At 59.9% G+C, this 25,558-nt stretch carries 24 protein-coding genes; 13 read left to right on the plus strand and 11 right to left on the minus strand.

Annotation, left to right across the window (positions count from 1 at the left end; all coding sequences use genetic code 11):
* The 3 genes from FGL86_RS00320 to FGL86_RS18325 form a co-directional block, all read right to left on the minus strand.
* On the minus strand, positions 1–1,011 hold the full coding sequence (locus FGL86_RS00320) for an ABC transporter permease (protein WP_246131693.1): 1,011 nt from the start codon (positions 1,009–1,011) through the stop codon (positions 1–3).
* Positions 1,012–1,207: 196 nt separating this feature from the next.
* Positions 1,208–2,146 carry a sugar ABC transporter substrate-binding protein gene (locus tag FGL86_RS00325; RefSeq protein WP_147182734.1) on the minus strand — a complete coding sequence of 313 codons (939 nt, stop codon included), beginning with the start codon at positions 2,144–2,146 and terminating at the stop codon, positions 1,208–1,210.
* A gap of 715 nt (positions 2,147–2,861) precedes the next feature.
* Positions 2,862–2,969 carry a c-type cytochrome gene (locus tag FGL86_RS18325; protein WP_425468304.1) on the minus strand — a complete coding sequence of 36 codons (108 nt, stop codon included), beginning with the start codon at positions 2,967–2,969 and terminating at the stop codon, positions 2,862–2,864.
* 198 nt (positions 2,970–3,167) lie between these two features.
* Between FGL86_RS18325 and FGL86_RS18330 the strand changes: the two genes are divergently transcribed.
* Positions 3,168–3,356: an SHOCT domain-containing protein gene (locus FGL86_RS18330; RefSeq protein ID WP_222433775.1), complete on the plus strand. Its 189-nt coding sequence runs from the start codon at positions 3,168–3,170 to the stop codon at positions 3,354–3,356.
* 210 nt (positions 3,357–3,566) lie between these two features.
* Here the strand turns inward: FGL86_RS18330 and lgt are convergent, their stop codons facing one another.
* Both lgt and FGL86_RS00345 read right to left on the minus strand, forming a co-directional pair.
* Positions 3,567–4,382: a prolipoprotein diacylglyceryl transferase gene (gene lgt / locus FGL86_RS00340; RefSeq protein WP_147182735.1), complete on the minus strand. Its 816-nt coding sequence runs from the start codon at positions 4,380–4,382 to the stop codon at positions 3,567–3,569.
* 350 nt (positions 4,383–4,732) lie between these two features.
* Positions 4,733–6,955, minus strand: a complete 2,223-nt coding sequence (locus tag FGL86_RS00345; RefSeq protein ID WP_147182736.1) for a heavy metal translocating P-type ATPase — start codon at positions 6,953–6,955, stop codon at positions 4,733–4,735.
* A 69-nt stretch (positions 6,956–7,024) separates the two neighbouring features.
* Here FGL86_RS00345 and FGL86_RS00350 point away from each other — a divergent pair, with 69 nt between their 5' ends.
* A complete protein-coding gene (locus FGL86_RS00350; RefSeq protein ID WP_147182737.1) occupies positions 7,025–7,504 on the plus strand; it encodes a MerR family transcriptional regulator in 480 nt (159 codons plus the stop codon).
* A gap of 49 nt (positions 7,505–7,553) precedes the next feature.
* On the opposite strand, the gene mntP is transcribed toward FGL86_RS00350, so the two are convergent.
* Positions 7,554–8,129, minus strand: coding sequence for a manganese efflux pump MntP (gene mntP, locus FGL86_RS00355; protein WP_147182738.1), 576 nt, complete (start codon positions 8,127–8,129; stop codon positions 7,554–7,556).
* A 405-nt stretch (positions 8,130–8,534) separates the two neighbouring features.
* Between mntP and FGL86_RS00360 the strand changes: the two genes are divergently transcribed.
* From FGL86_RS00360 to FGL86_RS00375, 4 genes are all read left to right on the plus strand, one after another.
* A complete protein-coding gene (locus FGL86_RS00360; protein WP_246131821.1) occupies positions 8,535–9,065 on the plus strand; it encodes a cation efflux transmembrane domain-containing protein in 531 nt (176 codons plus the stop codon).
* Between the two features lie 156 nt (positions 9,066–9,221).
* Positions 9,222–9,650, plus strand: coding sequence for a DUF411 domain-containing protein (locus tag FGL86_RS00365; protein WP_246131694.1), 429 nt, complete (start codon positions 9,222–9,224; stop codon positions 9,648–9,650).
* A gap of 12 nt (positions 9,651–9,662) precedes the next feature.
* A complete protein-coding gene (locus FGL86_RS00370; RefSeq protein ID WP_147182740.1) occupies positions 9,663–10,388 on the plus strand; it encodes a cytochrome c biogenesis CcdA family protein in 726 nt (241 codons plus the stop codon).
* Between the two features lie 160 nt (positions 10,389–10,548).
* Complete coding sequence (locus FGL86_RS00375) at positions 10,549–11,520, plus strand: YihY/virulence factor BrkB family protein (protein WP_147182741.1); 972 nt, start codon at positions 10,549–10,551, stop codon at positions 11,518–11,520.
* 67 nt (positions 11,521–11,587) lie between these two features.
* On the opposite strand, the gene FGL86_RS00380 is transcribed toward FGL86_RS00375, so the two are convergent.
* Positions 11,588–12,451, minus strand: a complete 864-nt coding sequence (locus tag FGL86_RS00380; RefSeq protein ID WP_147182742.1) for a hypothetical protein — start codon at positions 12,449–12,451, stop codon at positions 11,588–11,590.
* A 172-nt stretch (positions 12,452–12,623) separates the two neighbouring features.
* Here FGL86_RS00380 and FGL86_RS00385 point away from each other — a divergent pair, with 172 nt between their 5' ends.
* Positions 12,624–13,547, plus strand: a complete 924-nt coding sequence (locus FGL86_RS00385; protein WP_147182743.1) for a LysR family transcriptional regulator — start codon at positions 12,624–12,626, stop codon at positions 13,545–13,547.
* Positions 13,548–13,551: 4 nt separating this feature from the next.
* Here FGL86_RS00385 and FGL86_RS00390 read toward each other — a convergent pair whose 3' ends face one another.
* Together FGL86_RS00390 and purE are read right to left on the minus strand one after the other, a co-directional pair.
* Positions 13,552–14,649, minus strand: coding sequence for a 5-(carboxyamino)imidazole ribonucleotide synthase (locus FGL86_RS00390; RefSeq protein ID WP_147186026.1), 1,098 nt, complete (start codon positions 14,647–14,649; stop codon positions 13,552–13,554).
* 98 nt (positions 14,650–14,747) lie between these two features.
* Entirely contained in the window at positions 14,748–15,254 is a 507-nt protein-coding gene (purE, locus tag FGL86_RS00395; RefSeq protein ID WP_147182744.1) for a 5-(carboxyamino)imidazole ribonucleotide mutase, read from the minus strand.
* 222 nt (positions 15,255–15,476) lie between these two features.
* Between purE and FGL86_RS00400 the strand changes: the two genes are divergently transcribed.
* The 6 genes from FGL86_RS00400 to FGL86_RS00425 all read left to right on the plus strand — a co-directional run bounded on the left by FGL86_RS00400 (position 15,477) and on the right by FGL86_RS00425 (position 24,033).
* Positions 15,477–15,779 carry an XRE family transcriptional regulator gene (locus tag FGL86_RS00400; RefSeq protein WP_147182745.1) on the plus strand — a complete coding sequence of 101 codons (303 nt, stop codon included), beginning with the start codon at positions 15,477–15,479 and terminating at the stop codon, positions 15,777–15,779.
* Between the two features lie 42 nt (positions 15,780–15,821).
* Positions 15,822–16,964 (plus strand): FAD-dependent oxidoreductase, encoded by a 1,143-nt coding sequence (locus FGL86_RS00405; protein WP_147182746.1) that lies wholly within the window; start codon positions 15,822–15,824, stop codon positions 16,962–16,964.
* 279 nt (positions 16,965–17,243) lie between these two features.
* Positions 17,244–18,680, plus strand: a complete 1,437-nt coding sequence (locus FGL86_RS00410; RefSeq protein ID WP_222433776.1) for an L-serine ammonia-lyase — start codon at positions 17,244–17,246, stop codon at positions 18,678–18,680.
* A gap of 338 nt (positions 18,681–19,018) precedes the next feature.
* Complete coding sequence (gene dsrO / locus FGL86_RS00415) at positions 19,019–19,801, plus strand: sulfate reduction electron transfer complex DsrMKJOP subunit DsrO (protein WP_147182747.1); 783 nt, start codon at positions 19,019–19,021, stop codon at positions 19,799–19,801.
* Complete coding sequence (nrfD, locus tag FGL86_RS00420; protein WP_147182748.1) at positions 19,782–20,948, plus strand: NrfD/PsrC family molybdoenzyme membrane anchor subunit; 1,167 nt, start codon at positions 19,782–19,784, stop codon at positions 20,946–20,948. Before dsrO ends, nrfD begins: the two co-directional genes overlap by 20 nt.
* Positions 20,941–24,033 (plus strand): molybdopterin dinucleotide binding domain-containing protein, encoded by a 3,093-nt coding sequence (locus FGL86_RS00425; RefSeq protein WP_147182749.1) that lies wholly within the window; start codon positions 20,941–20,943, stop codon positions 24,031–24,033. The genes nrfD and FGL86_RS00425 overlap by 8 nt, the downstream gene beginning before the upstream one ends.
* A 153-nt stretch (positions 24,034–24,186) precedes the next feature.
* On the opposite strand, the gene FGL86_RS17975 is transcribed toward FGL86_RS00425, so the two are convergent.
* Entirely contained in the window at positions 24,187–24,585 is a 399-nt protein-coding gene (locus tag FGL86_RS17975) for a hypothetical protein (protein WP_222433777.1), read from the minus strand.
* A 42-nt stretch (positions 24,586–24,627) separates the two neighbouring features.
* Complete coding sequence (locus tag FGL86_RS00430) at positions 24,628–25,509, minus strand: IS701 family transposase (protein ID WP_222433754.1); 882 nt, start codon at positions 25,507–25,509, stop codon at positions 24,628–24,630.
* Positions 25,510–25,558: the final 49 nt, after the last annotated feature.

Consider the following 25,558-nt stretch of genomic DNA (forward strand, 5'->3'; position numbering starts at 1 on the left):
TCAGGAGTGACGGGTCAGCAGACGCTTGCGCTTGTTGGCAAGGTCCAGCCATACCGCGAGGATGATGATGACCCAGGTCACGAGCCACTGGGTATAGTAGGGGTAGCCCAGCAGCAACAGGCCGTTCTGGATGAAGCCAAGGATCAGCACCCCGATGACCGTCTTCCAGATGCTGCCGGCGCCGCCCAGCAAACTGGTGCCACCCAGGATGATGCCGGCCAGCACTAGCAACTCGTATCCCTGCCCCACGTTGTTCTGGGAGCCCATGACCCGCGATCCGAGCACCAGGGCGGCACAGGCCACGCAGAAGGCCGAGATCAGATAAGTGCTGAACACGCACCAGTTCTTGCGGATGCCGGAATAGACGGCTGCCACGGGATTACCGCCGATGGCGAAGATGCGTCGGCCGTAGCCAGTGATGGACATGACGACCTGAACGATGATGGCCAGCAGGGCGAAGATGATGACCGGTACCGCGATGCCCAGCAGGTACCCCCGCCCGAACACGCTGAACCATGTCTCGCTCTGATTGGCAATATCGACGTTCTGGCCACCGCTGTAGATCAGCACCAGGCCCTGGGTCGCCGAGAGCATCGCCAGGGTGACGATGAGCGAGTTGAGTCGCATGAACCCCACCAAGAAGCCGTTCACGGCCCCGAGCATCAGGGTCAGCGCGAACATCACAAGGATGGCGCCGATCGGGCCGATCTTGTCATGGAGATCCACCACCAGGACGGTAGCAAACGACAGCATTGATCCCACCGAGAGGTCGAGGTTGCCGCCAATGATCACCACGGTGACACCGACCGCGATGATACCGATGATCGACGCCTGCCGGACCACCGTCATGATGTTCGACTGGGAAAGAAACTGTTCGGAAAACAGCGAGAATGCAAACATGCAGATCAGAAAGAACACCAGGATTCCCTGAGCCGAGAGGAAGTTCAGGAGACCGGCCTTGTGTTTCTTGCTGAGCATGAAGCCTTGCTTGACGTGTTCTGCGGAAGCCATATCACTCACCTGTATGGGCGCAACCTTGTTCCAAAGGTCATCGTTTGTCCGTCCAGTGGGCTGACTTTCCCTGTACCGCATTGATACAGGAAAAAGGGCAGGGCACTGGGGCCATCCATCATGGCCAACGGACTGTCTTTGGCGAAACGATGCGGCGTATGACGTTCAGAGACCTCATGCGCCTCGGCGCAAGCCTTCAGAATACCGGCTTGTCGAACTCGGTCAGATTGTCGGCCGTGATCTTGGGGGTCTCGAAGAAATTCATCTTCGGAACCTCTTTTCCCTCCAGGATGTCGAGTGCCGTCTGAAGGGCCGCTTCGGCATCATCGACCGGGGATTGGTAGATGGAGCCGTAGTACTCGCCGCGCTCGATGGCCTCGTAACCCACGGCGAAGTTGGTGGCACCGATGAAGGCGATATCCCTTGCCCTGCCGGCACTCTTGGCCGCGTTCAGGGCACCGACCCCCATGTTGTCGTCGCCGGCATAGACGCCATCGATGTCATCATATTTAGTGAGGAAGTTTTCCATGACCCGCTGGGCCTTCTCGCGGTTCCAGTCGCCCGGCTGGGTCTCGAGGATCTCGACGTCGGGGCAGCTTTCGGCCAACCGGTCTTCGAAGCCCTTCGAGCGCTCCATGGCAGTGGTATAGCCGGGCTGGCCGGCGATCTGGACGATCTGTCCTTCGCCCCCCAAGGCCTCACACATCATCTCGGCGGAGGAGGCCCCCTGCTGGACGTTATCGGGGCCCGAGAAGGCGGCGATAAACTCGAGGCCCGCCTCGGCGATCTTGGAGTTGGTCACCACGACCGGGATGCCCGCCCGGTGAGCTTGGCGAAGGGTGGGGATCACCGCCTGACCGTTGGTTGGCCAGATGATGATGGCATCGACCCGCTGCTGTATCAGGTTGCGAACCTGACCGATCTGGCGAGCGACATCGCCCCCCGCATCGAGCACAACAACATCGACATTGTCACTCCTTTCGGCGGCTGCCTCAAAGGCACTTTCATAGGTAGTCTGGTAGCTGTCGACACCGACATTGTTCTGGGTGATGCCGATCCGGTAGGTCTCTTCTGCCTGGACGGTAGTTGCTGTTGACAAAAGAACTGACGTGACTAAAACCGTTTTCTTAAACATGGCGCTTTCTCACCTTTTTTGTAGTATTTGTTCATTTACATACGAGGCATGCACGCTGTGCCATCGAGCTTAGTGCTGGGCTCTACCCGGCGCAATGCGCCCCCAGGCACGAAATGTCCAATCTGGTTTTTTCGCCATGCTGGCTGATGACATCGCCTTTAACACCCCAATAAAAGGCCCCGCTTGTGATGACTGGCGGGGCCTTTTGTCTCGAAGGAGGAAGAGAGGTGGTGGTTTATGCCACTGGCGTCAGCCACTCGGCACCTGGGTATGCCCCAGGGGGCTCAACCCGATGAAGGCGATTGGAAACATTCAAGCCATGCTTGCCAGGTACGGTGTTGAGCCATCAACTTAGGCTCAAGCTCAGAAAAGAAGCAAAGCACCCGAAGCTATAAATCAGCGCAATCTGATGGGATAAGTAAGGCCATCGTAACTAGGAGCCAGCAAATGTCATTCTCGCCCTTTTACCTGGGGCTTCTAGGTATCGCGACCGGGCTGAGCGCTGCCTGGCGGGAGGGCTATTTGCTCTGGAAGTAGGCGATGGTAGCCTTCCTGTCTTTCGTGGAAAGCTTGTCTTCGAACGCTGGCATTTGCCCCCGACGGGGGTGCCGCCCTGATTGATGGTATGCATCAGCATATCGAAAGAATGGTGCCAGGCGTGGGCGGAACCATTCAGCGGCGGAGGTGGATAGGAGCCATCTTCTTGAGGCCTTCTCTAATTGAAGTTTCCTTGAGCGCTTCTACCATGGCATTCGGCACAGTTTTCCAAGAATACTTCTTTTCCTCGGTCGACCTGAGCTTGGTTGTACCACCGCCCTGCCACTTTTTCTTCACCGCACCCGCTGATCAATAGCCCCAGAAACAGGGCGGTCTGTCACGGCTAGGGGCACATTCTGCTTGGGGGACTCATGATGATGCTGTTCTGGGGCGCCATTATCACTCTGGTCGTTTTTTCGTACGCTGCCTGACCCAACGTCGGAAAAAAGCCGTTTCTCGGCAACGTCCAACCGCACTTGAGCTTTTGCAGGAGCGTTACGCTCGGGGCGAGATCGACAGGCGTGAATACGAGGAACGCAAGGCTGAAGCTCGAATCCAGCAATTCTCGAAACCTTGGCAGGCGATCAAGGAAATCGATCAACTCTATGACGCCTCACGACTCTCTATCGAGGGTATTGAAAAGATCCTGACCAGGCATTCGATCGGAGATTAGCCACGGCTGGTGGAACCGCTCCAAGAAAGATCACTACCGGTTCGTCGACCAAAACATCCCGCCAAGAACCCCTGGAACTGTTATTGATCCCGGTCATCGGTCAAGACACCGAGCAGCCGTTCATCAGGGGGTAAAGCAATGTCGATGATGCCGGGCCCGATTCGCTTCGCGAACGGATCATCGTGGATGATCATTGCCCTCTTGACCCTGTCAAACCGCCTGGCCTGACCCATTGACCCTTTTCGTCGCTTCCATAGGCTGATAGCGCGACCAGACGACCAGTGCCATACCGGCGATAAGCATCGGGAGCGTCAGCAGCTGCCCCATGGTCAACCAGTCGAAAGCGATGAAGCCCACTTGAGGGTCGGGCTGGCGCACGAATTCCACCGCAAAGCGGAAGGCCCCGTACAGTAGCAGGAATAGGCCGGAGACCAGGCCACGCTGGCGCTGCTGTCGCGAGAACCACCACAGCACGACGAATAACACTACACCCTCCAGAGCAAACTCATAGAGTGCCGAAGGATGCCGTGGCTCCGGCCCTAGGTGGGCGAAAGCCATGGCCCAGGGCAGCTCGCTGACGCGACCGGGCAACTCGTGATTGATGAAGTTGCCGAGACGGCCGGCACCGAGACCGATCGGCACCAGTGGCGCGATGAAGTCGCTCACCTGAAGGAAAGCCAGGTGATGCTTGCGGGCGAAGACCACTATCGCTATCAATACCCCTACTAGCCCCCCATGAAAGCTCATGCCGCCCTCCCATACCTTAAATAGCCATAAGGGGTCGGCCAGCAATTGCTCGAGTCCGTAGAAGAGCACATAACCGAGGCGCCCTCCGATCACCACGCCCAAGGCACCATAAAAGAGCAGATCGCCGATATCATCGTGCTTCAAACCCACACGATGGGCACGCCTTCGCCCTAGCCACCAGGCGGCGATAAAGCCAACGACATACATGAGGCCATACCAATGGATCTGCAGTGGTCCAAGAGAGATGGCCACAGGATCGATCGTAGGATACTGGATCATATATCACCTTTGTTTCATTCAATATGCCGTTGATCTGGCTTGACGCAATTGACTATATGTTCCTCTCCTGAGCGCAGGCTGAATGCCTTCTGTCGTGAGACCCAATCTCGAGGCCGGCAGTTGATATGAACGAGTTCCCTTTTCAGTCTTGGTTGTTTCCACGGCATCCCAAGAGACCGACAGGCTTTTCACCCATTTCTTCCCATCGATGAAGAAGAGGCCGAAGGCTGGAGCCAATGTCACCCGAACGGTCTCATCGTCACCACGGCAAAAGACGCCTCAGCCATTCCTGCTGATGCCCAGGTGTTTCGCTACCGGGAACATTGGTTGGTGCTGCGTGAAGCCCGTCATTATCTGGCCTCTTCACCAGTCGCCGGGACAGAGGAGCCCAGCGGCAAAGTTATCCGCTCCGTGTTCGCTGGAATTGTTCCACCTTGAAAGCGATAGCCCAGCAGCCGCATGGCGTTCAGGGTCACCAGCACCGTCGCGCCGGTATCCGCCATCACGGCGATCCACATGCCGGTAATGCCCAGCGCCGTGGATACTAGAAAGATCGCCTTCAATCCCAGCGCCAGGGCGACGTTGGTCTTGACGTTACGCAGGGTTGCCCGGGACAGGTCGATCAGTTCGGCAATGCCAGTAACGCGGTTCTTGAGCAGGGCCGCATCCGCGGTTTCAAGCGCCACGTCGGTACCCCCGCCCATGGCGATACCCACCTCCGCCTGAGCCAGTGCCGGCGCATCGTTGATACCATCGCCGACCTTGCCGACCGGTCCGAGCCCATCTGCTTGCCACTCGCGAATTCGCCGGGCCTTGTCCTCGGGCATCAGCTCGCCATGGGCCTCGATTCCCAGTGTATCGCCGATGGCCACGGCGGTACGCGCATTGTCGCCGCTGAGCATCACCGCCCGCACACCGAGGCGCGACAGGGCCAAGAGTCCTTCCCGGGCGTCTTCGCGAGGCTCGTCGCGCACGGCGATCATGCCCAATGCACACTCGCCCTCGACCAGGACGGCGAGGCTCTTGCCCGCCTGCTCCAGAGTCGCGATGCGCTGCGATCGATCATCGGGCAACGTCGACAGTTCCTGCAGATGGCGAGGCGTGACCAGGGCCAGGTCGCGCCCCTCGACTCGCCCGGCGACCCCACGTCCGGCCAGAGCGCGTCCTTCACTCACCTCGATGGATGAGAGCCCAAGCTGCTCGGTGCGCGCCAGGATCGCCGTGGCGATGGGATGGCTGGAGCCGCGTTCCAGGGCTGCGGCAAGCCTCAGGACGTCGTTCTCATCCTGTCCGCGCGTCCAGCTTTCCACGTCGGTGACCTTGGGGGTACCGGCGGTAAGCGTGCCGGTCTTGTCCAGCGCCACCAGGCGCAGCTTGCCCAGCTGCTCGAGCACGGCGCCACCCTTGATCAGCAGCCCATGGCGTGCGCCGGTCGAGAGGCCCGCGGCAATCGCCGCGGGTGTCGAGATCACCAGGGCACAGGGACAGGCGATCAGCAGCAGGGCCAGGGCACGGTAAACCGATTCCGACCAGGGCATCGCCGAAACCAGCGGCGGCACCACCGCCATCAACAGGGCCAGACCCACCACCGCCGGCATATAGTAGTAGGCGAAGCGGTCGATGAAGCGGGCCACCGGCGCCTTGGCGGCCTGGGCTTCCTCCACCAGGCGGATGACCCGGGCGATGGTGTTGTCCTCGGCGCCACGAGTGACCTCCACCTCCAGGGCGGCGTCGAGGTTCACCGTGCCGGCGAAGACCTCGTCGCCGAGCGCGCGGGATCGCGGCACGGACTCACCGTTCACCGGTGACTCATCGATGTCGGACTCCCCGGCCAGGATGCGGCCATCGCAGGGCACGCGGTCCCCGGGGCGTATCAGCACCCGTTGACCAATCCGCAGCGAGGCCGCCGACACCTCGCGAACCTCGCCATTCTCCATTAATCTCGCCGTCGACGGGGTCAGATCCGCCAGGGCCGAGATACTGCGCCGCGCCCGGGACGCGGCCACGCCCTCCAGCAACTCGCCCACGGCGAACAGGAACACCACCACCGCCGCCTCGGCGGCGGCACCGATGGCCAGCGCCCCCAGGGCCGCGATGCTCATCAGCATCTCGATGGTGAAAGGGTTGCGTACCCTCAGCGCCCGCCAGGCCCCTTGTAGAATGGGCACCAGGCCCACCAGAGTGGCCGCCACGAAGGGCCAATCACCTAGGGCGGGCCAGATCATCCGGAGAGTGAAGGCAAGGACCAGAAGTCCCCCGCTCGCCAATACCAGACGTCCCTTGGCGGTATGCCACCATGAAGCAGAGGCCGAAGAGGTATCGGCTCCATCCTCATCGCTCCTGACGGCATAGCCCAGCTCGCCGATGGTCCGCTCGATCACCTGACGAGAGGGGGAAGCTCCTTGGCGGGGATGAACCTTCACCGAGCCGGTCACCGCGCTGGCCGACACCTCCTCGACGTCCTCCAACCGGCCCAGCGCCGCCTCAACCTTGCGCTCGCAGCCGCCGCAGTCCATGCCCTCGACTCGCAGGGTTAGCACGGCTGGGGCGTCTTGATACGTTGCGTTGCTCATGGCATCGCTCCCGGGATTGATCTATCGTGCCATCAATCCTAATCCCTGTAGCGACTATAGGTTCAAGCCATGTCCGATGATGTGACACACCACACCACCACTAGCCTTTCGATCGGTATCGGTGACTTGGCGCGACACTCCGGCTGCAAGCCTGAGACGGTACGCTATTACGAGCGTATCGGGCTGTTGCCCAAAGCGACGCGCAGCGAAGGGGGCCAGCGGCGTTATGACGCGCGGGCTGTCCGGCGGCTGACGTTCATCCGCCATGCCCGGGATTTCGGCTTTTCCATAGAGGCGGTGCGGGAGCTGCTGAAGATGGCGGATCACCCGGAGATGCCCTGCGACGAGGTCGATGCCCTCGCCAAGCACCATCTGGCGGAGGTGGAGTCTCGCCTGCAGCGGCTCAAAGCGCTACGCGATGAATTAAAGCGTATGGTGACCCAATGCGAGGGCGGCAGGGTCGAAAGCTGTCATATCATCGAGGTGCTCAGCGATCATCGCCTTTGCCATCAGCGGGGCGAGCATGGGGGGAGCAGCGCGCTGAGGTAGACTTTACACTGGCCGTAGGCCAGGTTCTCGCCGTGGAAGCTTGGCCGATCTACCAGATCCCCAGGTGATCAAACAGGATAGAGGTGCCGATACCGATCAGTATCAAGCCGCCAAGGAGTTCGGCGCGACGGCCAATCAATGCACCCAACCGCTTGCCCAGCATCACGCCGATGGTAGCCATCAGGGTGGTGGCAAGGCCGATGGCCAAGGCGGTGACCAGAATATTGATGTCGTCTATGAACGCCAGTCCGATGCCTACAGCAAGCGCGTCGATACTTGTGGCGACGGCAGTAGCGGCGAGCAGCCACCAGTTGTGTCGGCGAGGCGACGCGGATGTCACCGCAGGCTCGGATGCGGTGAGTCCGGCCAGGATCATACGACCGCCGAGCAACAACAGAATGGCAAAGATCACCCAGTGGTCCCAATTCACGATATAGCGAGAGGCGCCGTAGCCTAGCACCCAGCCGATCAGCGGGGTGGTCCCTTCGATGACACCGAAGAGTAAGCCAGTGCGTAGCGCCTCGCGAAAACGAGGATGCTCAAGGGTGGCACCTTTGCCAATCGCAGCAGCAAAGGCGTCGGTAGACATGGAAAAGGCCAGCAGGGTGGTGGAAAGCAGTGACATTCGGGGCCGTATCCAGGCCGGGCAATACACCATGACGATACGGCGCGCCCGGCCTGAGGCATCGTACCGTCGATGGTCTCACCAACCCGAAGGTACACCTGCCACGGCTTCTGGCCGATCGTGTTGACAGGTATGCTCGCGATGACAGTGCGAGCCGGCTACTCCCCAGCGAGGGCTGGGAGAACTAGGATCTGTTGCCCCATCGCTCTCCGCGAACAGGAGTTTATCAACTTCCGTAGATCCTTGGTAGATACCCGAAAAACCGGCCTGTTCAATATGGACTCATTCCTGGTCGATCCGTTATCACCTGACCCTTACTATCACTACTCATAGATAGATTGACCATGAAACTCTTCCGGAGTCGCCGTCATCGGTCTGATCGTCAACGGCGTATCGGCCTGGATACTGGGCGGAGAGAATCACGGCCATGGTCATAATCATGGTCACGATGCCCATGACCATCATCATCACGAGCATCATGATCACAACCGACGAGCCGCCTACTTCCACGTACTCGCCGATGCCTTGACCTCAGTACTGGCGATTGGCGCCTTGTTGGCTGGAAAGTACGCGGGCTGGAACTGGATGGACCCAACCATGGATATCGTCGGCGCGGTACTCATCACCCGCTGGTCATGGCTTCTGTTGAAGGATACCTCTAGCGTGCTGCTCGATCAGCAGTGCAGCGACTTGGAGGAAGACGTCAGACGCTCCATCGAGAATGACAATGCGCGAATCAGCGACCTGCATCTCTGGGTCATTGGACCCAATATTCACGCCGCCATCGTTTCGATCGTGTCTCATGACCCGGAATCGCCTGGCGTTTACAAGCAGCGCATTCAAGATCAATGCCTGTCGTTGGTGCACGTGACCGTCGAGATACAGCGCTGCATCGACGATCCTAAGGCCGACGCCAAAGCAAGGTTCGCTAGCTGAACGCGAAAGAGTCGTGATAAACAGTTTTGGTAGGGGCATGAGCAGGCGCTTAGACAAACAATCGATCCGCCGAGACACCAGCATTCAGCCTTGATTCAGAAAAGGTACTTAAACTAGCGCTATCCAATCATTAGGGTCCTTTTCATGAAAACCAACATGACTGCCTTGCTTACCTCCGGTCTATTGCTGCTCGGTGCAGCTGGCGTACAGGCCGCGATTCCCGATACCGCCACGCTGTACAAAAGCCCCTCCTGCCTATGCTGCGATGGTTATGCTGAGCATTTGGAGTCCAAGGGGATTGACGTCGAGGTTATTGACGATCAGGAACTCCGCCAGATCAAGATGGATGCGGGGATTCCTTATGGCCAAGGTTCATGTCACACGGTCATGCTCGGCGACTACGTTATCGAAGGGCATGTACCCTTCGCGGCTCTCGAGAAGCTGTTCGAGGAGCGCCCGGATGTCGATGGCATCGGTCTAGCCGGCATGCCCCAGGGCACCCCTGGCATGCCCGGTCCTCAGCAGGCACCTTACGAGATCATGAGTTTCAAGGATCGAGAGGCGTCACCGTTTCTGACGCTCTGATTCGAGGTCGACTTGGATACCCTGTCTTCCATCGGCCTGCTGGGGGCGCTTGTCGGCGGGCTGCTTTCTTTCTTCTCCCCCTGCACCCTGCCGCTGCTGCCGGCCTACCTATCAGTGGTCACCGGGGGCAGCGCCGGCAAACAGGACAAGCGGCTCGAGGCGCTGATCCTGAGCATGTTCTTCGTGCTCGGGTTCAGCGTGGTGTTTATCCTGCTGGGGCTTGGCGCCAGCAGCATCGGCCAGCTGCTGCGCGGCTATCGTCAGGAGCTCAACTGGATTACCGGCAGCGTGGTGATCCTTCTCGGGCTATTCATGACCGGGGTACTGCGCATGCCCCTTTTCCAGCGCAGCTTCCTGCAGTTCACGCCCAATTTCCAAGGGGGTTCGCCCCTGGCGGCGACGACGTTTGGTGTCTCCTTCGCCATCGGCTGGACCCCCTGTATCGGTCCCATTCTCGGGGCCATTCTGATGGCGACCTCCAACGCCGCAAATGCCCAGGCGGGCATGGTCTATCTCAGCGCCTACTCCCTGGGCATGGCGATTCCCTTCCTGGTCAGCACGTTACTGGTCAATCGCTTTAGTCGGCATAGCCGCCGGCTCGGCAAATGGAGCGCTTACGCGCGACCGATCGCTGGCGGCATTTTGATCCTGATGGGCCTCGCCATCGTCAGCGGGACTCTGACGCGGCTGGCGAGCTGGCTCGTGGACTGGTTTCCGTTTCTTGCCAGGATCGGTTGAAACCGGTTTCAACTGAAAAGCTTATCGAAACCGGTAACCTGGTTAACCCATTGCGTAAAAAAGCCTTTCGCGCAAATTGCAGCCGTCGTGACGGATCACTACTTTTAAATGTTGAGCGAAGAATCTTTCATTCCACTCGACGGATAAAAAGGATCATTTCATGGCGAAAGGAAAAGGCGCTTCCAGCCAGCATCGCGGCCGTCAGGCCAAGCGGCCCGGAGAAATTCCCAAGCACGGGTGGATGGACATTCTATGGCGGGTCAAGGACGAAATCTCCAACGACAACGTCTCCATCGTCGCGGCGGGGATCGCCTTCTATGGACTGCTGGCCTTCGTGCCCGCCATCGTGGCGCTGATGTCGATCTGGGCCTTGCTGTTCGATCCTCAGCAGGCCATGTCGCAGATCAACTCCTTCAGTCAAGTGCTTCCCCAGGAGGCGGCGGACATCATCAAGCAGCAGGCGCAGAAGGCCAGTTCCCAGGCGGGCACCGGCATGAGCCTGGCGGCCATCGGCGGTATTCTGCTAGCCATCTACAGCACTTCCAAGGGCATCAATGCGCTGATGGAAGGGCTCAATATCATCTACGACGAGGAAGAGACACGCGGGCTGGTCAAGAAGACCTTGGTCAAGCTGGTGCTGACCTTCGGCGCCATTCTGATGACCCTCGTCACCCTGGCCACGGTGGTGGCGCTTCCGGCGGTCGTCGACTTCCTTGGGCTTGGCGATACCCTTTCCACGGTGGTCAATCTGGCCCGTTGGCCGATCCTGATGATCGTGCTGATGATCGCCCTGGCAATTCTCTACCGCTATGCCCCGGATCGGGACAAACCCCGCTGGCAGTGGCTCAGCGTCGGATCAGTCGTGGCGATCGTATTATGGATCATCGGTTCCATCGGATTCTCCATCTATGTACGCAACTTCGGCAGCTACAACGAAACCTACGGCGCCTTGGGGGCGGTGGTGATCCTGCTGATGTGGTTCTGGCTTTCCGGATTCATCATCCTGCTAGGAGCGGAGCTCAACAGCGAAATGGAACGCCAGACGAAACACGACACCACGACGGGAACGCAACGGCCCTTGGGTGAACGTGGCGCCTACGCCGCGGATACGGTGGGCGAACAGAAAGAATAGTCTTGAAAAATCAGGCCCCGCGATGGCGGGGCCTGATAAGTTTTGAGCATCCTGCGGCGTTTCGGTATCAGAAATGCCATTCCAGGTTGAAGGTCAGCGCATCCGTATCCACACCATCCTTCTCATCCGGATTGCCGAACTTGTTGCGCCAGTATTCGTAACCGACCCCGGCCCAGAGGTTGTTTTCCTGCTGCCAGACCACCTTGCCCACATCCAGCATCACGGAGGTGCGCATCAGCTGTTCCTGCTCGGTGTCGTCATTGAAATAGTCTTCGCCTTTCTCGCCGTTATAGCTGTAGAACCCCTGAAACTTCATCGAGGTGTCGCCCAGGGCGAAAGGGATACCCCATACCAGGTTGATCTGGTAGTAGGGATCAAAATCGATATCGTCGGTGAAACCGGGCTGGGCGCAGATATCCAGACCGCAGTGGTTCCATTCCTTGGCGTACAGCAGACTCAGGTCGACGAAGCCCTTGGGCACATCGAACTTGAAGGTGGGGCCAAGCAACAGCAGGCGCTTGCGCGGGGCGAAGGCGGTATTCTTGGTATTGAGGTCGAAGCCGCCGGTCAGCGCCATATCCTTGACCGGCCCGAAGGCCAGCGGATTACCGAAGACCTTGCCGTAATGCAGTTGGGTGCGAAAGGTCAGGTAGGCTTCCAGCGCTCCGTCGTCGCTGTTGTTGGCGGGATCGTTGCTGTCGGACTGCAACATGTCCAGATTGAAGAAATTCTGACCGTAGGCATAGCCGCTGGCATGGGTCAGGCTCAACACATGCTTTTCGATGTCCTTGTCGTTTCCCGGCTCGGCAAACTGAGTACCATAGCGATAGCCGATGGCGGTATCGCTCCAGGTCATGGCCTGAGCTGCGGAAGCAGCAACGGTAAGTGCCAGCGCCGTTCCCGCGACCAGCGGCTTGAAAGCAGGTGTCATGGATTATCTCCGAGTATTGTCATTATCATCTGTTGTTATCATCAAGGCGCCTTGTTGTTGTTTAAGCGCGCTAATTGCAGTCTAGAGAACTGAGGAAAAATGAGAACAGACAGGCTTTTATAGCCTGCATCAAGAAGACCATATATAAGAAAAAATTCACTTAGGGGGCTTCATGGCCAATCGACTCAAGGAACCGCTGGATACCTATCTGCTGCGTGTGCTCTGTCTGCTGCTGAGCGAGCGCAGCGTGTCGCGCACGGCGATCCGCATGAATCAATCCCAACCCGCCATCAGCGCAGCGCTGAAAAAACTGCGGGAAATTCTCGACGATGCCCTGCTGGTGCGTGAAAAGGGCGGCATGGTACCCACGGAACGCGCCCTGGAGCTGTTGCCCCACGCCCGCAGCGCCCTGGTGGAGATCGACAAGCTGACCCAGGAGCCCGCCAGCTTCGACGCCGCTTCCAGCAAGCAGCAGTTTCGGGTCGGCGCACCGGACTACATGGCACCATTATTCACCGCTATCGCCGTGGCCCGCTTTCATCGGGAGGCGCCTCAGGCGCAGCTTTCCCTGCAGGTCATGGGGCCGGACTACGACTTCGAGGATGCCCTGGCCCAAGGGGAGCTGGATATCGTCATCGGCAACTGGCCGGAGCCGCCGGAGCGCATGCACCTGGCGCGGCTGCTGGACGACGACATCGTCTGCCTGGTGTCCTCGGACAACCCGTTGGCAAAGAAGGGATTAAGCAAGGAAGACTATCTGGAGGCCGGGCATATCGTGCCAATGCGCTACTCCTTGAGCCAACGGGGGATGATCGAAAGCCGCCTGGCAAGTCTCAGAGAAAAGCGCCGGGAAGTGATCGCGGTTCAGTCCTTCAGCCTCGCCCCCTATCTATTGCAGAAGACGAACCTGATCTTCACCACCAGCGAGCATTTCGCGCGCTTCTACGCGGATCAGCTCGGGCTGACTATCCTGCCCTCTCCCATCGACTACCCACAGATGCGTTTCTATCAACTGTGGCACGATCGCACCCATCATTCCCCGGCCCACCGCTGGCTGCGCAAGCTTTTCTCCGACGCGGGCCGGCAGGTTCAGTAGCGGCTTACTGTTCAGGTTTGAAGCTGAAGCGGGGCTGGGGTGCTCCGGGCAGCAAGGCAGCGCAGTCGTCAATCCGTTTCAGCAGCTGTTGGTGGGTGGGCGCCAACAGGTTGACATGGCCGAGCTTGCGGCCCGCCCGCTCGCTCTTGCCGTAGCGATGCAGGTGGGCATCCTCCAGCGCCAATAGCGCCTGTAGATCCCCCTCCCGGCCGATCACGTTGACCATGCAGGTGGGCATTCGCGCTCGGGTATCGCCAAGAGGAAGCCCCTGGATCGCCCGCAGGTGATTCTCGAACTGGCTGGTCACCGCGCCGTTCTGGCTCCAGTGGCCGGAGTTGTGCACCCGGGGCGCCATCTCGTTGGCGAGCAGTCCGCCGTCCCGGGTCTGGAAAAACTCCAGCGCCAGCACGCCCACGTAATCGAGCTCGTCCAGCAGCGCGCGAATATAGTCCTCGGCGGTCTGCTGAACCGTATCGCTCAAGTCCGGCAGGGGCGCCAGGGAATAGCGCAGAATGCCGTCCACGTGGACGTTTTCCGCCATCGGATAGAACACCACTTCGCCGTTTCGGCCACGCACCGCAATGATCGACACCTCGCGAACAAAATCCACGAAGGCCTCGATGATAAGCTGGGAATGGCCGATCTCTTTCCAAGCTTTTTGTGCCTCAGCAGGGCCCCGCAGCACGCTCTGGCCCTTGCCGTCGTAGCCCTCGGTGACGGACTTGGCCACCACCGGGCAGCCCAGTTCCCGGGCGGCGATTTCGAGAGCCTCGGCGCTATCCACCAGCCGATAGGCGGGGGTAGGAATGTTCAGGCGGTCGAACAGGGCCTTTTCCTCGCCGCGATGCTGGCAGACCCCCAGCGCTCGGCTGTTGGGGTAGACCGGCTTTTGCGTTTCGATCTCCTGCACCAAGGACAACGGCAGGTGCTCGAATTCGAAGGTGACCAGATCCACCTTGGCGAGAAAGTCGTCGAGCTGGCGCCGACGAGCCTCCTCTTTCGAGTCGAGAATCATCACGTCACCGATGCCCGCGCTGGGATGGCCCGTGGTATCCAGGAAGACGAAGCGATTGGCCAGCGGGTATCCCGCCAGCGCCAGCATGCGCCCCAATTGCCCTGCCCCCAGTACGCCTATCGTTGCGTTACTCACTCGTCACCCCTTGCGTTGTCGATTGCTGATTCATCGCTGGCTGTGCGCCTTCATGCGCTTCGCGGGTCTGGACTCGCCAGCACCTTGTCCGTCTGCTCACGGCGAAACGCCTCCACCGCCTGGCGAATGGTCGCGTCCTGATTGCCCAGAATCTGCGCGGCGAGGAGCCCCGCGTTGGTGGCCCCTGCCTTGCCGATAGCCAGGGTGCCCACCGCCACGCCGCCGGGCATCTGCACGATGGAAAGCAAGGAATCCAGCCCCTTGAGCGCCTTGGACTCCACCGGCACACCGAGTACCGGAAGCGCGGTCTGGGAAGCCACCATGCCCGGCAGATGGGCGGCGCCGCCGGCTCCGGCGATGATCACCTGGAGGCCGCGCTCGGCGGCACTCTTGGCGTATTCGAACAGCAGATCCGGCGTACGATGGGCGGAGACCACCTGGGTCTCGTAATCGACTCCCAGACGTTCGAGCATTTCGACCGCGTGCTGCATGATCGGCCAGTCCGAGGTCGATCCCATGATGACACCGACTCGCGGTGACGGGTTTGCTGCCTGCATGGCTTGCTCCAAGCAAATAAGGAAAGTGTAGCCGCTGGAAAACCGCGCAGCATAGCGGCTGATGCTCGGGAGACCAAGTCACGAGGAAGCGCTTTATTGCTCGAGGGCAGTATCTCGCAATATTTGGATACGCTATTAGACAAATTTCGCGGATTATTCAGTGGAAACTCCTGGAAAAACCTTGCATGCTGACCCTATCGTCAGCCAAACCTACGGAGCCTCATGAGCACGGCACGATTAACGACCGGTTGGGACGCCCTAGAGTCAATTCCCACGGCACCCGACCTGAACGTTCGAGAACTGGAAAAACGCACGCGCCTGATGCGCGTGGTCACGAGACAGATCGCGATTTCAGATCTCCCCAACCGCAAGATTGCCCAACGCGCGGGCATCCCTCCCCAACGGCTGAGTGACCTCTTGGCCGGCAAGATCGAACAGTTCAGCGTCGTCGAACTCAAGGCGCTAAAACACTCCATGGAAGACGTCGATGCTTCCCAAGAGGACGATGCGATAACTCCACCCTAGACTTATCGATCTTGCACACTCACTTTCCCTACATATCGACAGATGTCGAACGCTGATCGTTCGCTCGTGCTGATCGGTGGCGGTCATAGTCATGTCGAGGTCATTCGACGACTGGGTCTTCATCCGCCGCCGCGCACGCAGCTGATACTGATCAGCCGGGAGCGTTACACGCCTTACTCCGGCATGCTGCCGGGCTTTGTTGCCGGCCATTACCGCTTCTCGGACATGCATATCGACCTGGCGCGGCTTTGCGAGCGCGCCGGGGCGACCTTTATCCAAGACGCGGCAATCGGCCTGAACCGGACGGAGCGCCGGGTGCGTTGTCAGCGACATTCCCCAGTGGCTTACGATTTTTTGTCTCTGGATATCGGCTCGACGCCGCAGGCCATTCCCGGCGATAGCGACAACGCGGTGGCGGTCAAGCCGATACCGCGCTTTCGCGAGCGCTGGCTTGCCCTGCTCGAGCGCATTCAGGATTTGCGGGAGCCAAGAGAGCCGCTGTCCATCGCCATCGTCGGCGGCGGCGCCGCGGGGGTCGAACTTATCCTGGCCATGCACTATCGTTTCAATCAGCTTGAGCGACCCGGCCTGCAGGCCCCACCCCGCTTTTCGCTGTTTACTCGTAGCACGGATATCCTGCCGACCCATAACGCCTTGGTACGGCGCCAATTCCGCCGCCTGCTGGCCAAGCGAAACATCGAACTGCATACCGGTTGCGAGATTCGAAAGGTAGCTAATGGTTGGCTGGAAGACGGCAACGGCAGGCGCCACCCGGCGGACGAAACCCTCTGGGTCACCGGCGCCCAGGGCGCGCCCTGGCTGATGGAAACCGGCCTGGCCTTGGACAGTGCCGGTTTTATCCAGGTCGGCCCGACCCTGCAGAGCGTCAGCGACCCACGTATCCTCGCCGCGGGGGATATCGCCAGTCTGGTCGATCATCCGCGGGAGAAGGCTGGCGTCATCGCCGTGCACCAGGGGCCGCCGCTGGCCCGCAACCTGCTGGCGGCGCTCACCGGCAACGACCTCACCCCCTATCATCCCCAGCGTCATTGGCTGTCACTGATCAGCACCGGCGATCGTTATGCGGTAGCTTCGAAAGGCCGATGGTACCTGGCAGGCCGCTGGGTGTGGCGCTGGAAAGATTATATCGATCGACGCTTCATGGCGCGTTATCAAGACGGCTAAATTAGTCAATGACAGCATCATTGATATTTAAAAATCGCGGACTCCTATCACGTTGATGTGAAAACCTTGATGATACGGACCTATTTTTTCTGTTCAACCGGTTGGCGCAAAACGACGAGAAGTCCTATCATTTGAATAAACTTGCCTAGCAGATAGCAGCTACTCCTGGACGACAAGTTGCTCGGTAAAAATTAAAGTTTGTAACCATGCTCATGGGATATCTGCATAAATCCCCCCGATAAGCCCAGCGTTTAATTTTATTGAAGAGAGTTTTTACCAATGGAACCGTTATCACCGATAAAATCCGTCAGCGCATTTGAAATAATAAAAGTCGGGATTGGCCCCTCAAGCTCTCACACCATGGGGCCCTGGTGCGCCGCCGAGCGCTTTATCAAATTTATAAAATCCAGGACTGACATACAGAAAGTCGATGAAATCACTACCTATCTGTTTGGCTCACTGGCAAAGACCGGCGTAGGCCATGGAACTGATATCGCGGTAATCATGGGGCTATCGGGGGAAGATTATACTCAAATCGATACCGATACGATTCCTCAAAGGATCGAAACCATAAAGCGCTCAAACACGCTGAAGTTGAATAGAGAAAAAGATATTCCGTTTGAATACCATAAACATATTGTATTCGATTTCGATCATTCCCTGGACTTCCATCCCAACGGCATGCGGTTCTCGGCGAAATTATCCAATGGCGAATCACTGGAAGCAGAGTATTTCTCTATCGGGGGAGGATTCGTGGTATGCGAGAATGATGAAGAAATCAACAACAATGCGATAAAAACGCCCTATCCCTGCCATTCCGCGGCAAAAATACTTGAAAACTGCAGCAAGTTGAACATGAGGGTTTCCGAGCTGGTATTCCTGAATGAACAGGCATGGAGGAAACCGGAAGATATCAGGGCGCAGGCACTTTATATCTGGGACGAAATAAAGAGCTGTATCTTCAGAGGAGTCAACAAGACGGGAACGCTTCCCGGCGGAATAGGCGTCAGGCGACGAGCGGCGGAATTGAGCCAACGACTGCTTGCAGGAAAAACATTCACTCAAACGGAAGATTGGATGAGCGCCATCAAGGAAGGACCAAGGGATTTCAACACCGTCAATAAATGGGTAAGCGCTTTTGCGCTGGCGGTGAATGAAGAAAATGCCTCATTCGGAAGAATCATCACCGCTCCGACCAATGGAGCCTCAGGCGTGATCCCGGCGGTAATGATGTACGCCTACTGCTTCACGCCGGATTTTGATGAAGACAAGGTCGTGGACTTTATCCTGACCGCAGGGGAGATAGGCACGCTCTACAAGAAGGGCGCGACCATATCCGCCGCCATGGGGGGATGCCAGGCGGAGATCGGTGTTTCCAGCTCAATGGCGGCGGGAGCGCTGGCAGAAATTCTGGGCGGCACGAAGGAACAGGTCACGCAGGCAGCGGAAATAGCGATGGAGCATCATCTGGGGATGACCTGTGATCCTATTCGCGGCCTGGTGCAAATCCCATGCATCGAGCGTAATACCATGGGTGCCATAAAGGCCATTACCGCAGCCAATATTGCACTGGAGGAAGATTCAAGCGGCGCACGCATTTCGTTGGATGATGTCATCAAGAGCATGTGGGAAACCGCGCAAGACATGAATAGCAAGTACAAGGAGACCTCTGAAGCAGGCCTGGCAAATATTCCCATCAATGTCGCCGAGTGTTGAACGCCGTACGGCTTGCGCTGCCGGCGGATTGCCAGGCGATGGCCCCGAAAGGCCGGCGGTGTCTGGCGAGCCGTTGGCTATAGCGTTGGAAGGATCATTTCGAACGACCCTCTAATAGCTCAATATCGGGGCTGATTATCGTTTACGCGTACCGGGTTATTTAAGTTAGCCCAAAACCTATTACTTTCCTCACTTTATTCGCCCTTCTTGATCCGGATCAAGACCTGTTGCGCGGCATGGGATTAGATTGGTAGCCACTACTAATAGCTATCAACTATTAATAAAACCGCGCTATCGGTGCAGCCCGCGAACCGCGGCATCCGACTCACGGAGGCCTTATGGACCCCATTCGACGTTCTCTTCTCGGCCAGCTGGCAAAGCTTACCGCCGGGGCGGCCTTGGTGCCGCTTTCCAGCGTGGCCAGCGCCGGCATCAACGATCAGCCGCCACGACGCGGCGGCGATCCGACGAAGCGCTACGGAATGCTGATCGACCTGCGCCGCTGCATCGGCTGCCAGGCCTGCACCGTCTCCTGCCATATCGAAAACGCCGCGCCTTTAGGCAACTTTCGCACCATCGTTTCCCAGTTCGAGGTGGAGCACGAGGAAACCGGCGAGCTGGCCACCTTCATGCTGCCAAGACTCTGCAACCATTGCGAGAACCCGCCCTGCGTGCCGGTCTGCCCGGTGCAGGCGACCTTTCAGCGGGAAGACGGCATCGTGGTGGTGGACAGCGACCGTTGCGTCGGCTGCGCCTACTGTGTCAACGCCTGTCCCTACGATGCCCGTTTCATCAATTCGCGCACCCAGACCGCGGACAAGTGCACCTTCTGCGCTCATCGCCTGGAGGCCAATCTGCTGCCGGCCTGCGTGGAATCCTGCGTCGGCGGGGCACGGATCATCGGCGACATGCGCGATCCGGACAGCGAGATCAGCCGACTGATCAAGGAACACAGGGATGAACTAATGGTGCTCAAGCCGGAGAAGAACACCCTGCCCCAGGTGTTCTATCTCGGCATGGACGAGCGCTTCACCACTCGCCCGGACGATGCCAAGGCGGGTATCTGGGATGTACGTAACGAGCAAGGCAAGGAGATCGGTTATGAATTTGCAAGCCATTGAGGTCCTGGTCCCACGTTACGGCATCGCCTGGTACCCCTGGGCGGTGCAGTACTTCTTCCTGATCGCGCTTTCCTACGCCAGCCTGTGGCTGACGGTGCCGGGATTGATCTTCAACAAGCCGCGCTGGTTGCCCACCGCCCGAATCGCCATGCTGGTCTGCGTCAGCACCACCCTGGTGGGGCCGGTGGCGCTGCTCGCCGACCTGCATCAGCCGCTGCGTTTCTGGCATTTCTATGGCTATCCGGCGCCCTGGTCCTGGATGTCCCTGGGCAGCTTTATCCTGCCCCTCTACTTGGGAGCGGTGATCGTCTTCGCCTGGATGGGCTGGCGCCCGGCCCTGAAGGAACGCAGCCGCGAGAACGACGGCTGGTTCACCAAGGTCGCCGGCTGGCTCTCCTGGGGCGACTGGCAGATCCCCCGCCCGCTGGTGGTGCTGGTAGGTCTCGGCGCCCTGGCGCTGTCCTTGGGCATCGTCGTCTATACCGGAGCCGAGATAGCCATCGTTCGCGCCCGGCCCCTGTGGCATACCTACTGGCTGCCGTTCGCCTTTGCCGCCACCGGCATGATCGGCGCCTGCGGCCTGGTGATGCTGCTCAATCGCATCAGCCAGGCGCGTAACGCGGAGGTCAACCGCCAGATGCTTGGCGTGCTGATCGGCGCCTGTGTCCTCATGGGCTTCGTCGCCTTCACTTGGTTCCTGGACGGAGTCAACGCGGTGGACAGCTCCGTGGCCGCTGCGCTGGACTCCGTCAAGCATAGCCCCCAGTGGCGCGCCACCGCCCTCTGGGCCGGCGTCTCCGGCATCCTGCTGTTCGGCCTGGCCATTCTGCTGCGCCTGCGCCGCAATCTGTGGCCCTGGGGCTGGCTACTGGGTCTGCTGGCGATACACGTGGCCTGGATGTTCCGCTGGGTAGTGCTGATGAACGTCCAGACCGTGGCTCGCAACAGCGCCGGCGCCCATGAGTACCACGTCGCCTTCGGCTCCTACGGCTTCCTCGGCATCCTCGGCACCTTCGGCCTGTGGCTCGCCGCCATCCTGATCATCGACCTGTTCATTCCCTGGCGCGGCAACGAAGCCAAGGCGGTGAACGACCGGTCAACATCCTCTTCTTCTGACGTATCTCAAGGAGCACCTAGCCATGGATAAGTCACGTCGTCGTCTCCTCAAGGGCGCCGTCGCCGCCGGCGGCGCCGCGACCTTCGCCGCCGGCTACTCCGGTCCCTTGATCAAGATGGGCAAGGGCGTCACCGGCAGCGCCGGGGAAACGCCCAGGCATAATATCTACGGCGACGCCCTGGCCCCGGAATACAGCGTGGACGCCAAGAGCGGCGAGCTGACCCTGAATCCGGATCAGCGCACCGCCTTCACCATCTGCTACGGCTGCACCACCCAATGCGGCGTGCGGGTCCGGGTGGACAACAATACCGACGAGGTACTGCGGGTCATCGGCAACCCCTATCACCCGCTCTCTTCCGAGCCTCATCTGCCCATGAAGACCCCGGTGGCGGAAGCGCTCAAGCAAGTCAGCGGCTATCAGGAGCAGGGCCTGGCCGGGCGTTCCACCGCCTGCGCCCGGGGCAATGCGATGATGGCGCAGATCACCAGCCCTTTTCGCATCACCGACTGCCTGAAGCGGGTCGGCGAGCGTGGCAGCCACCGCTGGGAAAAGATTTCCTTCGAAAAATTGATCGAGGAAGTCTGTGAAGGCGGCGACCTGTTCGGCGAGGGTCAGGTAGACGGCCTGCGCGCCATCCACAATCACGACGAATTGATCGATCCGGACAACCCGGAGTACGGGCCCAAGGCCAATCAGCTGCTGATGATGGAGGCCACGGATTACGGTCGGTCAGCGCTTTTGAAACGCTTCGGCTTCAACGCCTTCGGCACCCGCAACTACGGCCACCACGGCTCCTACTGCGGCCTGGCATTCCGCATGGGCTCCGGCTCCCTGATGAACGATCTCGACAAGAACGCCCACGTCAAGCCGGACTACGTCAATGCCAAGTTCGCCCTGTTCATCGGCACCGCCCCGAGCCAGGCGGGCAATCCCTTCAAGCGTCAGGGCCGACTACTGGCGGAGGCACGCTCTTTGGGCAAGCTGGACTATATCGTCGTCGATCCGGCCCTCAACGCCACCGCCTCTCATGCTTCTCTGGATCGCAGCCGCTGGATCCCCATTCTCCCGGGCACCGATAGCGCCTTCGCCATGGCCCTGATCCAGTGGCTGCTGGAAAACGAGGCCTACGCCGCGGATTACCTGGCCATCCCGGATCAGAAGGCCGCGGAGGCCGCCGGTGAACTGGGTCATACCAACGCCACCCACCTGGTGATCGAGACCGAGGAGCATCCGCGCCGAGGCCATTTCCTGCGCCGTTCGGATCTCGGTGAGGTGGAAGCGGACAGCGAAGAAGACGAGCTGCTGGTCGTCGACTCTCAAGGCCAGCTGGCTCGGGCCTCCCACACGGACAAGGCCAGCCTGTTCGTCGACAGGACGGTTCAGACGCCCCAGGGTGAAGTACAGGTCAAGAGCAGCCTGACCAAGCTCAAGGACGCCGCCGGCGAGCACTCCTTGCAGGAATACGCGGAGCACTGCGGCATTCCCCCAAGTCAGATCAAGCATATCGCCGAACGCTTCGCTGCCTACGGACGCGACGCGGTGGCGGACTGTCACGGCGGCATGATGTCTTCCAACGGCTTCTACGCCGCCTACGGTATTCAGATGCTCAACCTGCTCGCGGGCAACATGAACCGCCAGGGCGGCTCCGCCCACGGGGGTGGCAAGTTCAACGGCATGTCCGACGGCCCGCGCTATGATCTGGAAAGCTTCCCGAATATGCGCAAGCCCCAGGGCGTTTTCGTTTCACGTTCGCGCTTCGCCTACGAGGACACCTCGGAATACAAGCGCAAGGTAGCCGCCGGCGAGAACCCCTATCCGGCCAAGGCACCCTGGCGTTCGCTGGCGCCGCCGATCCTTACCGAACAGCTGGCTTCGGCGCTGGACGGCTACCCTTACCCGATCAAGGCGGTGATCGGCTGCATGGCCAACCCCTTCTACGGCCAGGCGGGCATCGAGCCGCTGATCATCGACAAGTTCAAGGATCCCAAGCATCTGGGGCTCTATGTGGCGGTGGACGGCTTCATCAACGAGACCAACCGCTACGCGGACTACATCGTGCCGGACTCGGTGATGTACGAAGTCTGGGGGTTTACCGGCGCCTGGAGCGGCGTGCTCAGCAAGATGACCACCGCCTGCTGGCCGATCGTCGAACCGCGCCAGCAGAAGACCGAGGACGGCGAGCCGGTGAGCATGGACAGCTTCTTCATCGCCGTTGCCAAGCGCCTTGGCCTGCCGGGGTTTGGCGACAACGCCATTCCCGGCGCGGACGGCAAGGTTTACCCGCTCGACCGAGCGGAGGACTACTACCTACGCGCCGCCGCCAATATCGCCTTCATGAACGAGCCGCTGCCCGCGGCCAGCGAAAGCGACATTCTGCACGGCGGCGTTCAGCCGCTGCTGTCGAAACTCGAGCGCACGCTTCCCGCAGCCGAGCGCGGCCCGGTGGCTTATCTGTACTCTCGAGGCGGCCGCTTCCAGGATCACGACGAGGTGTATGTCAAAAACGACAAGCTCGGCAATGCCTGGACCAAGCCGCTTTGCGTCTACAACGAACAGGTCGGCACCGCCATCGACAGCCAGAACGGCAGGCCGTACATCGGCACGCCCTGTCTGCGCCTGCCGCAGCTCAGCGACGGTCGCGGGCTGCGGGAGGTATTCAGCGAAAGCGACTGGCCGCTGCTGGCGTTCTCCTACAAGTCCAACATCATGAACTCCTACGCCATCGGCCTGGAACGGCTGCGCATGATCAAGCCCTACAACCCGGTTTTGATGCATACGGAAGACGCCAAGGCGAGGGGTATTTCCCATGGCGACACGGTGCGTATTTCCAGCCCCGGCGGTGAAGTGATCGGCCTGGCACTGGTCAGCGAGGGGGTGATGAAAGGCGCGCTGGGCATCGAGCACAGCTACGGCCACACCGAACTCGGCGGCAGCGAGCACGTCATCGACGGCGAGGCCATGGAGTCCCTGGAATGGGTTCGCGCCGGGGTCAATATCAACGACCTCGGCTTCGCCGACCCCACCCGCAAGGTGATGGGCACCTGGCTTGAAGGCGTCAGCGGCGCCAGTATCCGACAGGGGCTGCCGATTCAGGTCGAACGTATGGAGGCTTGAAGGCGCTTTTCACGAGAGCTTTTAACTAAAACCGGGAAGCGGTCCGAAAGGGCCGCTTTTTTAGTTTATGTCTTTTGTGATGATGCTAGTACTACAGTTGCAGATAATCGCTGAGCGGCATGGATACCACAGCCCCTATTGCCCGCAGTCGTCTCACCCAGTGATGATACTGGGCGATGCGCTGATGCCACCGACGCCAGAGGGACCAGCGCAAGGCACTCTCAATTCCTCGTCGTCGCCAGGCAACGGCAGTGAGACACAGCCATCGCCGCATTTCGGCCAGAGAGAGGACCACGGGCCTTGCCCACCCAGGCTCAGCAACAGGCTTTTTTTCAACTGGCGACGGCGCAGCGTGACCAGCAAGGCATAGGCGGCCATCACCCGCGTGATATGACGATGCCAGCCTGTCCACGTCCGTACTTCATACTGATCCAGGCCCAGTTGGGACTTGCTCTCCTGGAAACAGCGCTCGATATTCCACCGCGCCCCGGCGGCCAACGTCAGATCCGCCAGTGACGTGCCCTCGGGGGCGAAAGTGAGGTATGCCGTCATCGCCCGCTTATCCTCCAGAGAGCGCCGTACCAACACCCCACGCTACCACCCTTGGAATGGCCCCGGATTGATGGCCAGAAACGCCCAGTCAGACAGCCGCGGTCCCTGGCTCCCGGCGCCCGCGCTAAGCCGGGTCCAGTCGAACTCGGCATTCTCCTGCAATACCGTCAGCAGATCACCGACCTTGCGTTGCTCCAGTCCCCGCCACACATGGGTCTTGCGGCTGACCGCCATCACGTAGCCCTGGTCGCGTTCCTCCAGGGCCCAGCGTAGCTGAAAGGACTCGCCATAAACGGCATCGCCTGTCACCCAGCGGGCCGTAACCCCGCTGTCCAGCGCATGGACCAGCATGTCCCGGGCCAGTGCCGTCTTGGGCTTGTGACCCACCGTCTCGGGAATGCCCGCCTGGCGGCAGCGTTTGCGATCCTCTGCCCAATCCCGAGGAAGGAACAGAGTGCGATCGATCAGGCCCTGACCCCAGCAGCTGGCATAACCGAGAAACACGCCGATCTGACAGTTTTCGATCCGGCCGGCGGTCCCGCTGTACTGGCGCTTGACGCCTGCCGAATGCCGGCCCTTCTTGAGGAATCCCGTCTCATCGACCACCAGCACCCCATCATCATCGCGCAAGGCCTGGTAGACGCGTTGTTGTACGGCATCGCGGGCCCCGTCTTCGTCCCAGCGAGCGCGGTTGATCAGATGCTGGAAGCCGTAGGGGCGTGTGTCGCCCTGGTGCTCGGCCAGTTGCCAGCTGTTGCGTCGTTCGATGTCTCCCAGCAAGCCGCGCAGATACGCACCCAGGCGTTCTCTTGCCTCGGCACGCTTGACATAACCGCCCAGTTCCGCCACCCAGGAAGACAGTTCCGATTCCCAGACATGGGCTTGCTCACGCAGACCCTCAGGGGTCAGGAGGTCATTCAGCATGGCATACCTCACTCACGATTAGGTGACCAACAAAGTATAGCGTTTATCT

It is taken from the genome of Pistricoccus aurantiacus (assembly GCF_007954585.1).
Lineage (GTDB): Bacteria > Pseudomonadota > Gammaproteobacteria > Pseudomonadales > Halomonadaceae > Pistricoccus > Pistricoccus aurantiacus.